Genomic DNA, 19,419 nt, shown 5'->3' with positions numbered 1-19,419 from the left:
TTTGAAATTTTGTAAAATTATATTCTAAATGCTCCCTGTATTCATAAGCGGGGGCGTGTTGTGAAATCTGTATCAGCAGTTATTTGCAGTCAGTTTTTGTTAATTGCAGTTTTGCCGGCCGGTGCCGCAGATTTCAATCCCACGCAAGTCACAGATATACGGATCAGCAATCCCGATTTTTCTTTTCTGGGCGGAATTGGTTACATCCATCTGCAAGGGGATGAGCTGGTTTATAATAATACCGGCAAGAAGATCAGCCATCTGATCTGGAAGACGGATGCTCCGGTTCTGACCGCAACTGCCAAAGCCGTATTTGATAATGACTGGACGCTGTCAGGCAATGTGATGGTCGGTTTCAGCGGCAATAACCGGATGAAAGATTATGACTGGCTGATGGATCCGCCAGCCGGTTATGGCTCCGCTGCGTGGTCACATCGCTCAATCCATCCTGATACACAGCTTAACCGCTATATAACGGCTGATCTGGCGCTGGGGCATGATTTCCGCCTCAATGAAACAGCGCTGCTTAATCTGCATGGCGGCTTTAAATATACCAATGTGAAATGGGATGCCTATGGCGGCAGCTATATTTATAGCCGGAATGAATTTCGTGATGATGTCGGTGACATTCCTGATGGTGAACGCACTATCAGTTATGAACAGAGTTATCCGACAGCATTTGTAGGGCTGGAAGCAAGTAAGAGCTTTGAACAGTGGACGTTCTCAGTGCAGGCAAGGGGTGGTTTGGCCTTTAAATCCAGAGATGAAGATCATCACTGGCGGCGGAACCTGCGTTTTACTGAGAAATATGATAGCCTGGCATTCATGTCCGTCGGTGCGCGTACAGAATATGCCTATACCGCGCAGACGTCATTTTTCCTCGCCGGTAATTATGAGCGCTATTTCAACAAAACCGCTGATACAACAATGTATAATCTGACCAGCGGAGAGGTCGTGGAATATTTTCCGGACGGAGCCGGAATGAAATTCCAGTCTTTTTCTTTAAGCGGCGGATTGAAATACCGGTTCTGAAACACAGATCGCGGGTTTCACAACCGCGATCTGTAACACTGTATATTTTTTTACTCTGCTTTGCAGGCATGTTTGCGCACAGCATCACCGAATGCCTGAAAGATTTTGGCTGAAGGTGCATCGGAGCGCACCCAATATTCAGGATGCCATTGCACTGCGAGCGCAAAATCCTGTGCGTCTTTCACAACAACCGCTTCAATCGTCCCATCTTCGGCTACGGCTTGCGGTTCAAGCTTGTCGGAAAGGCGGTCAATCGCCTGCCGGTGCACAGAATTGGTGTTAACTGCAGTGCTTTCCAGAATCGCAGCAAGGCATGAGTTTTCAGCAATCTCCAGCGGATGCGAAATCGCATAGCGCTCATCACGGATTGTGGAAACCGGCGCGCGGTGGTCGTTTTTGCCGTTGAGCTCCTGAATATCATTGGCCAGCGAGCCGCCAAGCGCGACATTCATTTCCTGCAAACCACGGCAGATACCAAGCACGGGAATGCCCCGTTCCAGTGCAGCGCGGATCAAAGGCAGGGTGGTCGCATCGCGGTCCGGATCAAACGGGCCGTGCTGCTCTGTGGCTTCCTGTCCGTAATGTTCCGGATGCACATTGGAACGGGAACCGGTGATGAGCAGGCCGTGCACCGCCGCGAACAGGGCGTCGTGGTCAACCTTGTCACGGATATTCGGCACCAGAAGCGGTGTGACCTGAGCGACTTCAGCAAGCGCTGTAATATATTCCGAAGGTGTTGCGTGCCAGTTATTGCCGTCAATATCACGAATGTCAGAGGTGACAGCAATCAGAGGGCGGGATTTTTGCATGATAAACAAGCCTTGTCGTGGTTGCGCAGTCGCAGGCAGTTGGTTAGTTTTACGATTATGCAGTGAGGCAGCGTTTCTGTAAGAGCCGGAAAAATGCAAAACAGGAGCGGGAATACCGTCCGGATTGTCAGTTTTCAGCGGCCTGAATTTGTCTACTGTAAAGCGGCGTGATTGGGAATAATTATTGTATAATTTTGCGCTGTGTATGACGGCAAAGTAATTGATTGAGAGGGCGATGTCCGCAAATCATCCGAATATATTTTCTGTCAAAGATAAAGTTATTGCGGTGACAGGTGGTTCGTCAGGGCTGGGGCATCATATGGTGCACACACTTGCCGCACATGGGGCAAAAGTTGTGTCCATCGCGCGCAGTCATCCTGTGACCTCCTGTGCTGATTGCGAGACTGTAAAGCCGGATATCCTTCATATTTGTGCCGATGTTGCCGACAGTGCGGATATTGCTGCCGCCTTTGACGAAGCGGAGAAGCATTTCGGTACGGTCAGTGTGGTGTTTAACAATGCCGGTATTGCCTGCAAAGCGAGTGCTTTGAAAACAACCGCCGAGATGATGGAGCAGGTTTTCGCGGTTAATGTTGTCGGGGCGTTCAATGTCGCGCAGGAAGCTGCACGACGGATGATTGAGGCCAAAATTGCCGGTGCGATCATCAACACCACCAGTATTTTGAAAAACATGCCGCAGAAAGGCGCTGTTGCTTATTCCATGTCTAAGGCAGCCTTGGCGCAGATGACACGTGCACTGGCACTTGAATGGGCAGCACATAATATTCGCGTGAATGCTATTGCTCCGGGCTGGTTTCCGACAGGCATTAATCAGGAGCTTATGACAGGACCGGCAAGTAATTATCTTAAGGCGAAGAACCCGATGCGCCGGCTTGGAGAAAATGGTGATCTGGAAGGCGCATTGTTGCTGCTTGCCTCCAATGCAGGTGGCTATATGACGGGTACAACCATCACGGTTGATGGCGGACACAGCCTGCAGGGGTGAAATCTGCGACTGTTGGCGGATTGATTTTCAGGTGGGATCAGCGGACAGTCTGATTGCGCGGGCTGAAAGCGCTGTGTTTGCGGGATATATCTTTATTGTAGAACTTACGAATATCATAATTTTTAAATATATTTTTATAGTTCCCGGCGATAATAATCCTATCAAAGGGGGTAGCAACCTATGGCATTGATTTTAATGTAAAAACACTCAGAAGTAGAAAAATTTGAAACTTATTTTTAAAGTATTTTTGTCATTCTTCCCCGGCGAGGGGGAGCAGTGACAAATGACATGGTTATTTAAGACCAACATTCCGGTGGACGTTCGCCTGTCATTTGTCAGAGCGCTTTATGGCAACCGGGAAACACTTTGGTTCGGACTGGCCGCACATATGCTGGCCTGCATGGTTATTTATTTTAAAACCGGCGACATTGTCTTTGTTATCTTCTCCGGCCTGTTCGCGCTGACTACCAGTATCCGCATGTATGATATGCATGTGTTTGACAGGGCGGATTTCAGCAGACTCACCCACGACAAAATCAATCGCTGGGAAATGCACTATCTTTTGGGTGCCTGTGCAATTTGTCTGATCCTCGGGCTGCTTTGTTTCTACAGCACCTATGTGATCGATGATCCGTTTGCCGAGCTGGCCAGCCTGTCTATTCTTCTTGCCTCCGTTGTTTCGATTGTCGGCCGTAATTATGCGTCGCGTAATGCCGTTGTCATGATGTCGGTATGCGCTCTGGTGCCGGTTCTGTTCGGATTTATTCTGGTCGACAGTATTTATCATGTGATTATAGGCGCATTGCTGGTGCCGTATTTTCTCAGCAATATTCAGATGGCCAATGGTCTGCGACAATCACTATTTGCGGCCGTAATGAACGAGCGCCGCCTCAGCACCGTTGTCAGCCGCTTTGATACGGCGTTGAATAATATGCCTCAGGGGCTGGTGATGCTGGACGGCCGTGCATCAATTGCTGTGGTCAATAAGCAGGTGCGGGATATGTTGAATATCTCGCAAAATATCAGCCTTCTGAACCGTCCGTTTGAAGTTGTTCTGCGCTATTGCAGCAAGCACGGATTGTTTCCGCGTGACGAGCTGGACAATGTGCGCATGCGGATTGACGAGTTGCTGGAAGGCCGCCGTCAGCGCGATGTGTTTCATTTCGGCAATAATCGCTACATCGAGGTGATGTGTAATCAGCGTCGCGAAGAGGGAGCGGTGCTGATTTTTGATGATGTGACAGGACGTATTGAGGCCGAAGCGCAGATCCAGCATATGGCGCGCTATGACGGGCTGACCGGATTGCCGAACCGTTTCTATTTTGAAACGCTGGTTCGCGCACTGACCGCAGGCAATAAGCCTGACGACCTCGTTGCGCTTGCCGTTATTGATCTTAATCACTTCAAGCATGTGAATGATTCATACGGCCATCACACGGGCGACGAGTTGTTGCGGCAGTTTGCGGAGCGTCTCGGCCAGCTTGATGCAGAGCGTTTCGTGGCATCGCGCTTTGGCGGTGATGAATTTGTGCTGTTCATTCAGGGTATTAAAGACCGCTCGCATATTAATGCGGTGATGGATGAGGTCACGGCTTATCTGAGCGGTGTTTATGAATTCGCGTCCCAGCAGATCTATCTGGATATCAGCGCCGGTGTGGCGGTTGATATTATGAAGAATGTCGATCTTCGTGGCCTGCATGTGAATGCCGATCTGGCGCTTTATGAGGCCAAAAGCAGCGAACATGATCGCTGGGTTGCTTTTGTGGAAGCGATGGATACGAAATACCGCTCACGGCAGAAGCTTAAAAATGATCTGCGAGAGGCAATCAATGCAGGCAGTCTGACGGTTGTCTATCAGCCGATTGTCAGCCTGAATTCTCTGCGTATTGTGGCGGTTGAAGCGCTGTCCCGCTGGCATCATCCGAAATTCGGGCCTATCGGTCCTGCGGACTATATTCCGCTTGCCGAAGAGATGGGGATTATTACAGAACTCACGCAGTTCATGCTGAACCGTGCCTGTCAGGATTGCGCGGGCTGGGGACATAAAATCGGTGTGTCGGTCAACCTCTCTGCCATTGATCTGAAAAATTCCGGCATTGTCGATATGGTTGTTGATGCTTTGCAGAAAGCGCAATTGCCGTCTTACCTGCTTGAAGTTGAAGTGACGGAAAGTGCAATTATCAGCGACCGCGTCAAAACCTGCGAAATGCTGCAGCGCTTGAAAAATTCAGGCATTAACATTGCTCTTGATGACTTCGGCACCGGTTATTCCAGTCTCAGCTATCTGAACACATTGCCGCTGACAAAGGTTAAAGTTGACCGTTCTTTCGTCCGCGATATCGTGACGGACAGACGGGCCTTTATGCTTTTGCGCGGTGTGACGCAGCTCTCTCATGAGCTTGGTTTCGGGGTTACTATTGAGGGCGTGGAAACTGAGGAACAGCTGAAACTGATTCGCGGAACCGGCGGTGCAGATCTGGTACAGGGTTTTTTGCTCGGCGCACCACTGAGTGCCGACGAGATCAGTGCGCAGCTCGGGCGCTCGCTCTCCGTGATGTCGAATAATCATGCAGAGGCTGCGCAGGCGGACGAACTTCCTTCCTGATCAGCGGTTCTTTCTGAGAATATGCCGGTGATATTTGTCTCCGGCGATGCATTCATTTCGCGGCAAATATAAAAAAGATTAATTGTGCCGGTCTGGACCCTTGCTTTTTGTCACACATAAAGAGAAATGGTTACCAGCATATTTGTTTCCTCAAATCAGCGGGCAGATATGCAAGGTGATGCCCGTGAGGGCTATTGCTGTTTCCTGAATATATTATGTTCCGGACATAAGACATCTTCCGGAATGGTTAGTGCTTTGAAATTACGCTTTATTTTAGATTTTGCTTATAGGGGGCGGGTTTAAAATAGGATGTGTATTCCTGTATATTTTACGGAATATGAAGCGTGGCATATTCATGAAACGGCTGCACCAGAGCTTTAGTTTATTGGTGGCGGACATTATAGATGACGGTCTCTCAACCGGTTGCGAAAGCACCAGTCCTTTCGAACTTTGCCCGGCACATGCTGGAGTTTCTGGATCGAGTGGAATACCGGCGGGTTATACACGCGGAAGATCTGGAAGAGGTCGGCCGGCTGCGTTATCGTTCCTATATGACGCGCAATGTCATGGACGACAATTTTCTTGGTACCATTATTGATGAAGTCGACCGTGATCATCAGGCCTATGTGTACGGTGTCTATATAGACGGTATTCTGGTCAGTACGCTCCGTGTTCATCACATTACAGCAGAGCATCGCATCGGTACCAGCGCCAAATTATTTCCCGATATTCTGGGGCCGATGCTCGATAATAATATGAGTTTTGTTGATCCGACACGTTTCGCTGCGGATCCTGCCTATCTCGCTGAATTTCCCGCCATTCCCTATCTGACATTGCGCATTGCCGCGATGGCATCAGAATATTTCAATGCAAGCTTTTGCCTTGCCGCAGTCAAGCCGGAGCATATGGCTTTCTATAAACGCATCTTTGGTTCGCAAATGCTGGCAGACCCGCGCGATCATGAAGGCTATGGTATTCAGGTGGGCTTAGGCGCTGCGGCGGTCAGTTCAATCCGCGATGCGGTTGCTGTGCGGTTTCCGTTTTTTAAATCTCAGGCGCATGAGCGGCGCAATATGTTTGCTGATGTTCGTGCAGGTAATGTTCCGCTGACTATTCTACCGACGGCTAAATATACCGGACTGGGGATCTAAGTATTTGATCCGAAACCACCGGACTTGGCTGCAAATTTTTGATTCAGATACTGAGGCGCCTGTAAACTTCAGCATTGCAGCAGATTGTCGCAACACTGGTGGTGAAGTGAAGCTTGCCTATTGCTTCAGAACTGTGTCAACTGTGGCCAGATAAGATTTCTGAACCGGAAGACGGCCGCAAAGGAAGATATCTTTGGGGAGGGAGAAAGAAATGGCAGAAATTCAGCACGGTCCTGCAGAGCTTGGCGCAGAGATGGATTATCCTGAGCATGAGCGCACCTATCATGGTTTTACCTTTTTGGTAAAATGGGGAACGATTGTGCTTTCCGCTTTGATGATCGCGATGGCATTTGCATTTTTTGCTGCCGGCTGGTTCTCGGGTGTTATTCTGTTTGCGCTGATTATGGCTGCGGCAGTTTTCTTTGCCTGAGATATGTCAGAGGCAGACTGAAAAATTTCATTTCAGAACCGCATGGAACCTATAAATTATACCGCCATTTTGGCGGTATAATTTTTTGCGCCCTGTTCAGAGCAAAAATCTCTCCATAATTGCGTATTTTCGATCACATAAGAAATTTTTTGCATAAAGAGTATTGCGGCCTGCTTTTTCCGTGATTTACTGCGCCCGTCCAAAATGTTGTTCCGGAGGAGACCGGTGCGGATTTTGTGAGTTTTGGGGATAGGGAAAGTGAGGGCAGTTTTGTCTCAGGTAATATTCATTCCCGTTGAAACTGATCCGAGTGAAACACGGGTGGCGGCAACGTCGGAAACCGTGAAAAAGCTGATCGGTTGCGGATTTAAGATAATCGTGGAAAGCGGTGCAGGTATTGCGTCGCGTATTACGGATCAGGCTTTTGCCGATGCCGGTGCGCAGATCGGTAAGACCGCCGATATTAAAACCGCGGATATTATTCTTAAACTTCGCCGTCCTTCATCCGCTGAACTGAAAAATTACAAAACCGGTGCCGTGCTGATCGCGATGCTTGATCCTTATGGCCATGAGGACAGTGTAGCGGCCATTGCGCAGGCAGGGCTGACTGCATTCACCATGGAGTTTATGCCGCGCATTACCCGTGCGCAGGTGATGGATGTGCTGTCATCGCAGGCCAATCTTGCAGGCTATCAGGCGGTGATTGATGCCGCGGCGGAATATGGCCGTGCCATGCCGATGATGATGACCGCTGCCGGTACAGTACCTGCAGCCAAAGTTTTTGTGATGGGGGCAGGGGTTGCCGGTCTTCAGGCCATTGCGACTGCGCGTCGTCTTGGTGCTGTGGTGACGGCGACTGATGTACGCCCTGCAGCCAAGGAACAGGTGGCATCGCTTGGTGCTAAATTTGTTGCTGTAGAGGATGACGAGTTCAAAGCGGCCGAGACTGCCGGTGGCTATGCCAAGGAAATGTCGAAAGACTATCAGGCAAAGCAGGCAGCGCTGGTTGCTGACCATATTGCCAAGCAGGATATTGTGATTACTACAGCGCTTATTCCGGGGCGTGCTGCGCCGCGTCTGGTGAGTGCGGCGATGGTTGCCAGCATGAAACCTGGTTCGGTGCTGATTGATCTGGCTGTTGAGCGTGGTGGGAATGTTGAAGGTGCGGTAGCGGGACAGGTTGTTGAAAAAGACGGCGTGAAAATTATCGGCCATATGAATACGGCCGGTCGCATCGCTGCTTCTGCGTCACAGCTTTATGCACGCAACCTGTTCGCTTTCCTTGAAACGCTGATCGACAAAGACACCAAACAGCTTGCAATCAATCTTGATGATGAACTGGTGAAAGCAACGGTGCTGACTCATCAGGGCGCCATCGTGCATCCGGCTTTTGCTGATGCGAAAGCAGCACCGGTTGCTGTTGATAATAAGGCTGAAGCCGCACCTAAACCTGCCGTGAAGAAGGCTCCGGTCAAAAAAGCTGCCCCGAAAAAACCGGCTGCTGCAAAATCGGCAACCAAAACGGGTGCAGGTAAGAAAACCGTAAATGAAGCCGGAAATAAGGGGGATGAGGCATGAGTGCGGATTCTTTGAAAGAGGCACTGGGTGGTCTCGACAAGGCGGTTGAAAACCTGCGTCAGGCTGCGGAAGGTCTGGGGAGCTCAGACTCAATCAGCAATGCTGTGCATGCCGCGAGCGGCGGTGTGATTGATCCTTTTGTATTTCAGCTGGCGATTTTCGTGCTGTCGATTTTTGTCGGCTATTACGTTGTCTGGTCGGTAACACCTGCCTTGCACACACCTTTGATGGCGGTGACCAATGCGATTTCATCGGTGATTGTCGTTGGTGCATTGCTGGCCGTCGGTCTTTCCCTTTCTGGCTGGGCAACCGGCTTCGGTTTTATCGCTTTGGTGCTGGCAAGCGTGAATATTTTCGGGGGTTTTCTGGTCACCCAGCGCATGCTCGCCATGTATAAGAAAAAAGACAAGTGAGGGGCTGAAACATGAGCGTTAATCTGGCAGCCTTTCTTTATCTCGTTTCCGGCGTGTTATTCATTCTGGCATTGCGCGGTCTCTCTCATCCGACAACCAGCCGTCAGGGTAATTTTTACGGTATGCTCGGTATGGGCATCGCCATTGTCACCACGTTGATATTGGCGCAGCCGTCTTTTGGCGGACTGGCGCTGATTGTGCTGGGGCTTGCAATCGGTGGCGGAATTGGTGCCGTTGTTGCCAAGCGTATTGCCATGACGGCAATGCCACAGCTGGTGGCATTCTTCCATTCGCTGGTTGGTCTTGCTGCGGTGATGGTGGCCGCTGCGGCTCTCTACTCGCCGCATTCTTTCGGTATCGGTGAAGTCGGCTCGATCCACGCACAGGCATTGGTGGAAATGTCGCTTGGCGTGGCCATTGGTGCGATCACCTTTACCGGCTCGATCATTGCCTATCTCAAACTGGACGGGCGTATGTCGGGTAAGCCGATCATGCTACCGTCACGGCATATCATCAATGCGGCGCTGTTTATCGGCATTGTCGTTCTGGTGATCGTGCTGGCGATTACCGAAAGCCATCTGGTGTTCTGGGCGATTGTGCTGTTGTCCCTGCTGTTCGGTGTGCTGATTATTATCCCGATCGGCGGCGCGGATATGCCGGTGGTTGTGTCAATGCTCAATTCCTATTCCGGCTGGGCAGCGGCAGGTATCGGCTTTACGCTGGGCAATCTGGCACTGATTATCACCGGTGCGCTGGTCGGTTCTTCCGGTGCGATTCTGTCCTATATCATGTGCAAGGGCATGAACCGCTCGTTCATTTCTGTGATCCTTGGCGGTTTCGGCGGCGACACATCTGCTGGCGGTGCGGCTGGCGAAGTTGAGCAGCGTCCGGTCAAACAAGGCTCGGCAGATGATGCGGCCTTCATCATGAAGAATGCCGCTAAAGTCATCATCGTACCGGGTTATGGTATGGCGGTAGCACAGGCACAGCATGCGCTGCGTGAAATGGCCGACAAGCTGAAGGAAGAGGGCGTTGAGGTCAAATATGCTATTCATCCGGTCGCGGGTCGTATGCCGGGACATATGAACGTGCTGTTGGCGGAAGCCAATGTGCCTTATGATGAGGTCTTCGAGCTGGAAGATATCAATTCGGAATTTGCGCAGGCCGATGTGGCTTTCGTGATCGGTGCGAATGACGTGACCAATCCGGCGGCGAAAACAGACCCGCAGTCTCCGATTTTCGGTATGCCTATTCTTGATGTGGATAAGGCCGGAACGGTGCTGTTCATCAAGCGCGGCATGGGCTCCGGCTATGCGGGCGTGGAGAACGAATTGTTCTTCCGTGACAATACCATGATGCTGTTTGCTGATGCAAAGAAGATGGTCGAAAATATCGTCAAAGCGCTGGATTAAACCGGTGCACGTCGGTTGGTAAAAGAAAAGGCGGCTTTTGAGCCGCCTTTTTTATCGTGATTTAGAAGTGTTTAATGCTGCTTTTAATCGGAAAAATATCTTCTTCTGGTTGAAATTCGTGCACAGACAAAGACTTAAATTCGTCGCCTGAGAAAAAGAATCTCAAGTGATCTGGCACCGTAAAACCCGCTTTAAATTGGGATTTTTAATCTGAATATTTTCATCTTTATTCTCCTTGTTAAAGGAGGAAAATGAATGAGATTATTTACTAATTTATATCGCAAAATGTTGTTTCTTGGTGTGTGCGTTTGTTCTCTCTCAGTGGCAGCCCATGCAGACGTGAATAAGGTTTATCTAACGTCACCTGGAGCTGAGGCGGCAGTAAAAGTGGGTAAAATTTATTTTACCGCTGAGGTTAATGCTGACAATATATCTAATCTGGCACGGGTACTTGATGAGCTGAATATCAGCTATAAAAATCTGGAAACCATCAATCTTTATATCAGTAGTTATGGTGGTGATATGGATAGCGGTTATGTGGGGTATTGGCTTGTAAAGGGATCTCGCATTCCGGTGGCGACAGTCAATATCTCAACGGTCGGATCTGCCGCGAGTATGATCTTCTGTGGTGCTGAAAACAGACAGTTGTTACAGGGCGGACGCTTTATTCTGCATCCGGCCAGCATTACACGGAAAAGCTCTTATTTTAGTCCGGACGTTATAGAGATAGCGCAGTCTGATCTGGCTGCTTATAATCAAATGTTCAAAGATATTTATAAGAAATGCACGAAGTTTCGTGATGATGAGGTTAGTTCATTATTAGCTAGAGAAGCACAAAGGCAGTTTCTTTTGCCGGAACAGGCAATGGAAAAGGGCATCATCTCTAAAATAGCGGATGATGTAACGCATGCACAAGTTGTCTATTATATTACGGACTCAAATAAAAAATAAGACTTTCGCCTCCGGAATAATTATCATTCCGGAGGCGAAAAATTGCTGAATTTATTCTAGCTACCGTAAACCAGCTTGTCCTGACGGGCGCGCAATTCCGCAAGGCGGGAGCCGGCAGGCAGAGCCGCATTGTCATAGGTTATCAGTTCACCTTTTTTGATCGGCTTCAGTACTTCGGCGCCGGTCAGCATGCCGCATGGAATGGCTTTGGCAGCGCGGGCTTCACCGGCGGTCATGATCCATGCGCGGTAGCAATATTCACCGATCGCATCGAGGGTTTCGCCGACTGCCATATCCTTCTTGGCAACGGCTGCAACTTCTGCGGTCGGTTTGCTCAGCGGTACCATGTCGGCTTTGCCATAGAGCACTGCACGGGCGCAGGTCAGCGGCACTTCCAGCGAGGTCAGGTGATAAGGACGATGGAAGGTGAAATACGGGCCTTTGCCCATTTTCAGATCTTCCATACGCTCACTAATACGCGGATGGGACATGTCCGCAACAACAAACACGCCCGGCGCCACGCCCTTGCCGATGGTATAATCAACCACGCCCACACGGGAGAGCACACCACCATCTTTTTCAGGGATCAGGGTTGAGGACAGCTGATCGAGCGTTGCCGCAGGGCCATGCATACCGGCTTTATCCGGTACCAGACCGGTGGCATTAGCGATAGCCGCCATTTCCACCATGGTTTTGGAGCCGTCCACAAATTCCACCAGCAGGCGCACATTCATATTCCGGCGCGTGGCTTCCTCGATATAATTATCAGGGATCGCATCAATATTGAGCGGATTGTTTTTACCCTTACCGGCGGCAACAATCGGATGCCCCATGGCGGTGACAAATTCGATCAGTTCCATGCAGGCGGAAGGTTCGTCACCGGCACCGAGCGAATAGACAACGCCAAGACGGTCGGCTTCGCTTTTCAGATAAGCGCCGATTGTCACATCAGCTTCAACATTCATCATTACGAGATGTTTGCCGTGCTCCATGGCACGCAGACCGATTTCCGCGCCGACGGCCGGAATACCGGTCGCATCAATCACAACGTCAATCAGGTCGTTATTGAGAATGAGGTCTGCATTATCGGTAACAGCAATTTTATGAGCTTCGAGCGCGAGGCTCAGGCCAGAGCCGGTATTGATCTCACGGGCATGGCCTTGCTCGCCATAGGCGATTTCGGCGGCTTTGAGAGCGCGCTGCGGATTTGTTTCCGAAATGGCGCCGATTTCAATGCCGGGCATATGGGCGACACGGGTCACAATATCGGTTCCCATTTCGCCGCAGCCGATCAGGCCGATGCGGATGGGTTTACCGGTATCGGCGCGGGCTTTCATATCACGAGCTAAGCCGGTGAGTGCGACATTGGTGGCCATGTTTGTTCTCCGGAGATAGTGTTTTGCGGGAGAATAACCCGCCTGATAATGACAGTTATAAAAGACTAGATTAAATATCAATTACTAAGGGGCTGCATCCGTGCGGCATGACAGAGCAGGAGTTCAAAGTGCTGGACAGCGCAACCAATAATAACTGGGATCTCGTGATTTTTGACTGTGACGGTGTGCTGGTTGACAGCGAGCCGCTGGCTGCGCTGGCTTTTCATAATGTTTATGCCCGTCATAATATGCCGATTCCTGATGGTACGGTAGCCAAAGGCGTGGGAATGAAACAGGCGGATATTATTCGTCTGATCGGCGATCTGACCGGTCATTATCTGCCGGATGCAGCGCAGGATGATATCTGGCCTGAAACCCATCGTGTGTTTTCTGAGGCCTTGCAGCCTTGTTACGGCATTGCCGGTGTGCTGGAACGCCTGAAGACCCGCAGTTGTGTGGCCTCATCGTCTTCGCCGCAGCGTATTGCTTTCAGTCTGGAAAAAACCGGTCTGATTAATGCTTTTGATGGCGCTCTTTATTCATCCACAATGGTCAAGCGCGGTAAACCGGCACCGGACTTGTTCCTGTTTGCCGCAGAAAAGTTCGGCGCTGATCCGGCACGTTGCGTGGTGTTTGAAGATTCACCATTTGGTGTGGAAGGCGCTGTTGCCGCAGGGATGACAGCGATCGGTTACACCGGTGGCGGACACACTTATGCGGGACACACGGAAAAGCTTTTGGAAAAAGGTGCAAAAGCGGTTTATAGCAGCTGGAAAGAGATAGAGAATAACCTTCTCTGAAATTGCGAATCCATCATAAAGGTCTATAGCAATGAAAGATGCGATCACTCTGGATCAGCTGCGTGAAGCGATCGGCACAGAAATCGGCTGCTCCGAGTGGCGGGTGGTGACACAGGAAATGATCAACCAGTTTGCGGATGCAACAGACGATCATCAATATATTCATGTCGATCCGGTTCGTGCAGCAGAAACACCTTTCGGCGGTACAATTGCCCATGGTTTTCTGACGCTTTCATTGCTCTCGACACTTGCTTTTGAAGCGCTGCCGATGCTGCAGGGCGCAACCATGGGCATCAATTACGGTTTTGACAGTGTGCGGTTTATGTCGCCGGTCAAAACCGGAACCCTTGTCCGCGCCCGTTTCAAACTGGCCGATGCGGATATCCGTCCTTCCGGTCGTGTGGTCAATCATTATGATGTGACACTGGAAGTGGAGGGCATGGTCAAACCGGCTCTCACTGCGCGGTGGTTGACTATTGCCGTCGTCCCACCTGCGGAGTGAAGTTTCAGGCCAGAACGGGCTGCAAATGGCGTTTTTCTCCGCTTCCGGTGCTCATGTACTTAAGTACACTGCGCGCCGGTTCTCGAAAAACACCATTTTCGCCTCGTGCTGACCAGAAACGCGGCAGTGCCGTTTTAGTGTAATGTATCCAGCGGTGCAGGCTGATCGGGGTAATCGGTCAGCAGGGTTTTGAGCGCAAATGGCCCGTGCAGGAACATGCCGATATCATAGGCGTTTTTCTTCTGGCTGCCGGAAATAAACAGCAAATGCATTTTGAAGAAGTTGCCCTTGGCCTGTTTGTAGCGGACAGGGGAGTGAATGTGTTTGAACCGGATATGGCTGACCAGCGGCGGATTATTGGTTTGAATTTTCAGCGCCTTGGCAGGCTCTGAATTATAAAAATGAATGATATCCGTCAGCGCCTGAAATTCCGCCCAGAAAACCGGACTGTCGTTCAGTAATACACTTACATCTTCGCGCAAGGCTTTAGCGCGCGGATGCAGGGCAATCATCAGCAAACAGGAGCCGGCAGCAAGCAAAGAGACCGGTTGTTTGCGCAGGAGCTGCGGTTCGGTGCGCCAGACTTGAGCCAGCGCTTCAATCGCCGGTACAGTGCCGAGACTATGCCCCATAATTATGACTTCATCGGCATCACTGCTGCGCAGCTTTTCTGCAAGCATTTTTGCAAAAACCTGTTTGCGCTGGCGCAGACTGGAACTCTTGTCATAAATCCGGTCATAGGCGGCTGACCAGTCGTCGAGCAGATAGGAGATGAAGAGTTTTTCATCCAGCGCCCGTATCAGGCCATAGCAAATACCGAGAGCCAGCGGCAGCGACCAGAGCATATGCAGTGGTGAGAAACCGGCCAGTGCCGGTGCAGCGGTGATGCCGAGCGTTAAGGCCAGCATGGCCAGCACCATCAGAAACGGCCACATGAAAAACATGACAAACCGCCAGCTGGTGCGGCCATAGCGCCATAAGGTGCCGGTGAAGAGAATGTTCAGAAAAGCGCGGCTGCCGGTGAACAGGCGGTGCGGCAGGGAGCGCGCTGCATATTCATCAAAAATATCTGCAGTACCGAACTGGCAGAATTCGCTTTGCGTTTCCCAGTTTTCACCTTTGGCTGTTACCTGCATGGTGCCGCTGCCGTGATCTGCATCGGCCATCGGAGACAGGCTGGTTTTTGTGCCCCACAGCTTGTCAAAATCGCTCATAATCTTGCGGTGACGCACGCGCACTGCCTTAGGGTGCAGCCCTTCATAACCTGTGAAATTGATGATGAGACGTTTTTTAATGGTCATGAAAATGGTGCTTGTCAAAACAGAAGAGGGCAATGCGGCGCAGAAGATGCTTTAGTGCGGTCTGCTGTAAATGAACAATCACATTAAAGCTATTATGCTTGCTCAAAATAAAAGTACCGCGCCTTTTAGAAGACGCGGTGCTTAAAGTGTAATTATGACAGTTTCAGGACGTTGAGAGTATCGTCAGACGGCTGCGTCCAGTACACCTTCACTCAACAGTCCGAAAACATAGGTGCCAAAAGAGCGCCAGCATTCCAGCCGGAATTCTGTTTCAGACAAGCGCCAAAGCACGATCTCAGCCTTGCCGAAAATTGTGCGGGAGGCTGCGCCGACCGGAAAAACGGCCAGCGACAAATCCTGCGGACAGCCCGCATTGATTGTTGCCTCTGCGCCTTCACCGGCAATGATGATCCCGATATTGCGGTGGGATATATCCGTTGCGGCATGCAAGGTTTCAACGCCTTGCAAATCCGCAAAAGGTGATTGTCCGCCGGTGTCAATCACCAGCCATTCGTCAGGGCCAAGCCACAATGCCGAGCGCTTGCCTTTGGTGGTGCTGTGTTTCGGTTTTTGCGGCAGGACGACGCCAAGGGCTTTGGACAGATCGGCGAGATCATTGACGCGGGCGCGCAGCGAAATACGCTCCGCCGGTTCTGCCGGAATGATCTGTACCGAGCCGTTGCCGGCACGGCGGTTGCCCAGAACAGTGATGCGCTGCGCGCTTGCTTCGGAGTTAGACATGCAGGCGCTCTCCCTTTTCGTCAATAAAGACGGGGCCGGTTACTTCAACTTCAATTACACGATCCAGCATCGGCACGAACAGAGTTTTACCATGCAGATTAAATCCGTCATGCACCACAGCCATGGCAATGGAGCGCCCGAGATTGGATGACCAGTAAGATGAGGTGACGTGGCCGAGCATTTTCATCGGTTTCGGCTGGTTCGGATCGGCAACGATCTGTGCACCTTCATCCAGCACTGTGTTCGGGTTCTTGGTCAGTAGTCCAACCAGCTGCTTGCGGCCTTCCGCCACCAAATCGGGGCGGCGCATACCGCGAATGCCGACAAAGTCGGTTTTCTTCTTGGAAACTGCCCAGCCAACCGCTGCATCATGCGGGGTCAGAGTGCCGTCTGTATCCTGACCGACAATGATGTAGCCTTTTTCAGCACGCAGAACATGCATGGTTTCCGTGCCGTAGAGGCAGGCGCCCATGGCCTTCGCACGCTCCCAGACGGCTTCCAGCACAGACTGACCATAATCGGCAGGGACATTGATTTCAAAGCCCAGTTCACCGGTAAAGGACATGCGGAACAGACGGGTCGGTACACTGCAGAATTTACCTTCTGCCACACTCATATGCGGGAAGGCTTCGTTGGAAATATCAATGCCTTCAACAAATGGCGCGATAATCTCACGGGCTTTCGGCCCCTGAACGGCAAGCACCGCCCATTGTTCCGTTGTGGAGGTCAGCCAGACATTGAGATGCGGGAACTCGGTCTGGAGATAATCTTCCATATGATTGAGAACACGCGGTGCGCCACCGGTTGTGGTGGTAACGTGGAAACGGTCATGTGCTATGCGACCGACCACACCATCATCCATCACGAAACCGTCTTCACCGGTCATGATACCGTAGCGGCAGCGACCCGGTTTCAGCGTATCCCATGCGTTTGTATACATCAGATTGAGGAACTCAGCGGCATCAGGGCCGACAACTTCAATTTTACCCAAGGTGGAAGCATCAAAAACACCGGCCACTTCGCGTACGGTTTTACATTCGCGGGCAACTGCATCATGCATGGTTTCACCGGCCTGCGGATAATACCATGCGCGTTTCCAGTTGCCGACATCCTCATAAACCGCGCCGTTCTGAGCCTCAAAATGATGCAGCGCAGTCTGACGTGCCGGATCAAACAGATGATCGCGGGACGAGTTGATGAGTGTGCCGAACGTCACCGGCGTATAAGGCTGGCGGAAAGTGGTGAGGCCGACTTGCGGGATTGGCTTGTTGAGCGCTTCCGAGGCAATCGCCAGTCCGTGCATGTTTGACATTTTACCCTGATCGGATGCCATGCCGTTGGTGGTGAAGCGTTTGATATGCTCGATAGAGTGCATACCTTCGCGCACGGCATTGCGGATGTCCTTGGCGCAGACATCATGCTGGAAGTCGATAAAGGCTTTCACATTGTTGTCAGGACCTGCACCGGCTGTCGTGCCGACCATGCCGCCGCTCCAGCTATAGGCTGTTGTTGCGCTGACAGTGGTGGTTGCTGATGCCTTGCCGCCGGTTGCAACACCGGCAGATGTGCCTGCTGCAACGGCCTCATCAATTGCTGCCTGCAAATCGTCGGTGCCGTTACAGGTGCCGACGCAGATGCAATCCTGTGCGTAGACATCCGGCAGGAAGCGCTGTTTGGCATCATCAAAGCGCAGCTTGCCGCGCGATTGCGAGAACAAATGTACCGATGGTGTCCAACCGGAGGAGGTAATCAGCGCATCAATCGTATATTTGCTGCCTGATTTCGCGCCATTGGTGGCAACAGTCATGGATTTGACCCGCAGCTTGCCGCCGACAGTCAGCACACAATGATTGGTCAGAACCGGAATATTCAACCGGCGGGCTTCCGCCAGCACAGCTTCACCCGGATGGGCGCGGGCATCGACAATCACCGGAATATCAACGCCTGCATTTTTCAGATCAAAGGCGGCTTCATAGGCGCTGTCATGGGCGGTGAATACACCGACATGCGATCCGACAGCTACACCGAAATGATTGAGATAGGTGCGGGCAGCCGAAGCCAGCATAACCCCCGGACGGTCATTATTGGCAAATACCATATGCCGTTCAATCGAACCGTTCGCGAGGATCACGCGTTTGGCCCGCACCTGCCACAGGCGCTCACGCGCGGTGTTCTTTTCTGGTAAAGCAACATGGTCGGTAACGCGCTCGGCCAGAGCCACAAAATTATGGTTATAATAGCCGAAAGCCGTGGTGCGCGTGAGAACACGCACATTCGGCATGGCATTGAGTTCAGCCGCAGTGATTTGCGCCCATGCAAAACCATCTTGCCCGTCGATCTTGGTGCCGTTTTCATGATGCAGGGCACCGCCGACCTCAGGCTGTTCATCGCAGAGAATGACTTTGGCACCGGTGCGGGCAGCAGCCAGCGCAGCACTTAAACCAGCTACACCTGCACCGACAACCAGCACGTCACAATGCTCATAGCGGCCTGCATAGCGGTCAGGATCAGGTTCTGTCGGCGTAACGCCCAGACCGGCAGCGCGACGGATGATCGGTTCGTAGACCTTCTCCCACGCCTTTCTCGGCCACATGAAAGTCTTGTAGTAGAAACCTGCACCAAAGAAAGGCGAAAACAGGTCATTCACCGCGCCGATGTCGAAAGACAAAGACGGCCAGCGGTTCTGCGATTCCGAATGCATGCCGTCGAAGACTTCCTGCACGGTTGCGCGCACATTCGGTTGACGATGCGCTTTGTCGCGGGAAATATCCAGCAGTGCATTCGGCTCTTCCGGCCCTGCGGACAGAAAGCCACGCGGACGGTGATATTTGAACGAACGTCCGATCAGGTGAATATCATGGGCAAGCAGCGCGGAGGCGACAGTATCACCTGCCAATGCTGTATAAGTCTTGCCGTCAAAGGTAAAACGGGCGGTTTTCGCCGGTGTCAGACGGCCTTTGCCAGTAATGCGTTTTGAGCCGCTCATTTACCACTCTCCTTGGCCGCAACACTGTTTGTCTGTACGATTTGGCTCAGATCCGGTTTTGGCTCTCCGGCTTTATAGGTGAGAAGGAACCGGTCACTCACCGTATCGCGCGCTGCATTAAAGAAGCGACCGCAGCCGTGAATATGCCGCCAGCGTTCAAAGATCACACCTTTGGGATTGTCGCGCCAATAGAGAAACTCAACGAATTCCTCGTCCGAAAGCTCGGTAATATTGGTCGGGCGGGCAATATGAGCATCATGCGCGCTGCGGAATTCCAGCTCCGAGCGGTCTTCACCGCAATAAGGGCAATGGATCAAAAGCATGAT

17 protein-coding genes are annotated in these 19,419 nt (G+C 51.5%); 11 read left to right on the top strand and 6 right to left on the bottom strand.

What is annotated here, in order from left to right:
• The first annotated feature begins 96 nt into the window (after positions 1-96).
• Positions 97-1,032: an omptin family outer membrane protease gene (locus K1X45_RS06750; RefSeq protein ID WP_220160188.1), complete on the top strand. Its 936-nt coding sequence runs from the start codon at positions 97-99 to the stop codon at positions 1,030-1,032.
• 50 nt (positions 1,033-1,082) lie between these two features.
• Here K1X45_RS06750 and K1X45_RS06745 read toward each other — a convergent pair whose 3' ends face one another.
• Positions 1,083-1,841: a gamma-glutamyl-gamma-aminobutyrate hydrolase family protein gene (locus tag K1X45_RS06745; RefSeq protein ID WP_220160187.1), complete on the bottom strand. Its 759-nt coding sequence runs from the start codon at positions 1,839-1,841 to the stop codon at positions 1,083-1,085.
• A gap of 235 nt (positions 1,842-2,076) precedes the next feature.
• Here K1X45_RS06745 and K1X45_RS06740 point away from each other — a divergent pair, with 235 nt between their 5' ends.
• The 8 genes from K1X45_RS06740 (at position 2,077) to K1X45_RS06705 (ending at position 11,387) form a co-directional block, all read left to right on the top strand.
• Positions 2,077-2,847 (top strand): SDR family NAD(P)-dependent oxidoreductase, encoded by a 771-nt coding sequence (locus K1X45_RS06740; RefSeq protein ID WP_116088869.1) that lies wholly within the window; start codon positions 2,077-2,079, stop codon positions 2,845-2,847.
• A 283-nt stretch (positions 2,848-3,130) separates the two neighbouring features.
• Positions 3,131-5,452: a bifunctional diguanylate cyclase/phosphodiesterase gene (locus K1X45_RS06735; RefSeq protein WP_220160186.1), complete on the top strand. Its 2,322-nt coding sequence runs from the start codon at positions 3,131-3,133 to the stop codon at positions 5,450-5,452.
• Positions 5,453-5,856: 404 nt separating this feature from the next.
• Complete coding sequence (locus K1X45_RS06730) at positions 5,857-6,603, top strand: hypothetical protein (protein ID WP_022712500.1); 747 nt, start codon at positions 5,857-5,859, stop codon at positions 6,601-6,603.
• Positions 6,604-6,814: 211 nt separating this feature from the next.
• Positions 6,815-7,033, top strand: coding sequence for an aa3-type cytochrome c oxidase subunit IV (locus K1X45_RS06725; protein WP_022712501.1), 219 nt, complete (start codon positions 6,815-6,817; stop codon positions 7,031-7,033).
• A gap of 270 nt (positions 7,034-7,303) precedes the next feature.
• On the top strand, positions 7,304-8,611 hold the full coding sequence (locus K1X45_RS06720; RefSeq protein ID WP_220160185.1) for a Re/Si-specific NAD(P)(+) transhydrogenase subunit alpha: 1,308 nt from the start codon (positions 7,304-7,306) through the stop codon (positions 8,609-8,611).
• Positions 8,608-9,024 carry an NAD(P) transhydrogenase subunit alpha gene (locus tag K1X45_RS06715; protein ID WP_116088865.1) on the top strand — a complete coding sequence of 139 codons (417 nt, stop codon included), beginning with the start codon at positions 8,608-8,610 and terminating at the stop codon, positions 9,022-9,024. The genes K1X45_RS06720 and K1X45_RS06715 overlap by 4 nt, the downstream gene beginning before the upstream one ends.
• A gap of 11 nt (positions 9,025-9,035) precedes the next feature.
• Entirely contained in the window at positions 9,036-10,436 is a 1,401-nt protein-coding gene (locus K1X45_RS06710; protein ID WP_151160098.1) for an NAD(P)(+) transhydrogenase (Re/Si-specific) subunit beta, read from the top strand.
• Positions 10,437-10,691: 255 nt separating this feature from the next.
• Positions 10,692-11,387, top strand: coding sequence for an ATP-dependent Clp protease proteolytic subunit (locus K1X45_RS06705; protein WP_220160184.1), 696 nt, complete (start codon positions 10,692-10,694; stop codon positions 11,385-11,387).
• Between the two features lie 56 nt (positions 11,388-11,443).
• Here the strand turns inward: K1X45_RS06705 and K1X45_RS06700 are convergent, their stop codons facing one another.
• On the bottom strand, positions 11,444-12,763 hold the full coding sequence (locus K1X45_RS06700) for an NAD(P)H-dependent oxidoreductase (protein ID WP_220160183.1): 1,320 nt from the start codon (positions 12,761-12,763) through the stop codon (positions 11,444-11,446).
• A gap of 131 nt (positions 12,764-12,894) precedes the next feature.
• On the opposite strand from K1X45_RS06700, the gene K1X45_RS06695 reads away from it, so the two are divergent.
• Positions 12,895-13,563: an HAD family phosphatase gene (locus tag K1X45_RS06695; protein ID WP_220160413.1), complete on the top strand. Its 669-nt coding sequence runs from the start codon at positions 12,895-12,897 to the stop codon at positions 13,561-13,563.
• Between the two features lie 31 nt (positions 13,564-13,594).
• Positions 13,595-14,065: a MaoC family dehydratase gene (locus tag K1X45_RS06690; RefSeq protein WP_220160182.1), complete on the top strand. Its 471-nt coding sequence runs from the start codon at positions 13,595-13,597 to the stop codon at positions 14,063-14,065.
• Between the two features lie 134 nt (positions 14,066-14,199).
• Here the strand turns inward: K1X45_RS06690 and K1X45_RS06685 are convergent, their stop codons facing one another.
• The 4 genes from K1X45_RS06685 to K1X45_RS06670 form a co-directional block, all read right to left on the bottom strand.
• Positions 14,200-15,366 carry an alpha/beta hydrolase gene (locus tag K1X45_RS06685; RefSeq protein WP_220160181.1) on the bottom strand — a complete coding sequence of 389 codons (1,167 nt, stop codon included), beginning with the start codon at positions 15,364-15,366 and terminating at the stop codon, positions 14,200-14,202.
• Positions 15,367-15,549: 183 nt separating this feature from the next.
• Complete coding sequence (locus K1X45_RS06680) at positions 15,550-16,107, bottom strand: sarcosine oxidase subunit gamma (protein ID WP_220160180.1); 558 nt, start codon at positions 16,105-16,107, stop codon at positions 15,550-15,552.
• A complete protein-coding gene (locus tag K1X45_RS06675) occupies positions 16,100-19,093 on the bottom strand; it encodes a sarcosine oxidase subunit alpha (protein WP_220160179.1) in 2,994 nt (997 codons plus the stop codon). The genes K1X45_RS06680 and K1X45_RS06675 overlap by 8 nt, the downstream gene beginning before the upstream one ends.
• On the bottom strand, positions 19,090-19,416 hold the full coding sequence (locus K1X45_RS06670; RefSeq protein ID WP_121993001.1) for a sarcosine oxidase subunit delta: 327 nt from the start codon (positions 19,414-19,416) through the stop codon (positions 19,090-19,092). The genes K1X45_RS06675 and K1X45_RS06670 overlap by 4 nt, the downstream gene beginning before the upstream one ends.
• Positions 19,417-19,419: the final 3 nt, after the last annotated feature.

The organism is Pseudochrobactrum sp. Wa41.01b-1, from assembly GCF_019464455.1.
GTDB classification, from domain to species: Bacteria; Pseudomonadota; Alphaproteobacteria; order Rhizobiales; family Rhizobiaceae; genus Pseudochrobactrum; species Pseudochrobactrum saccharolyticum.
The sequence above is the reverse complement of the archived record's forward strand: the minus strand, read 5'-3'. Positions and strand labels throughout refer to the sequence as shown.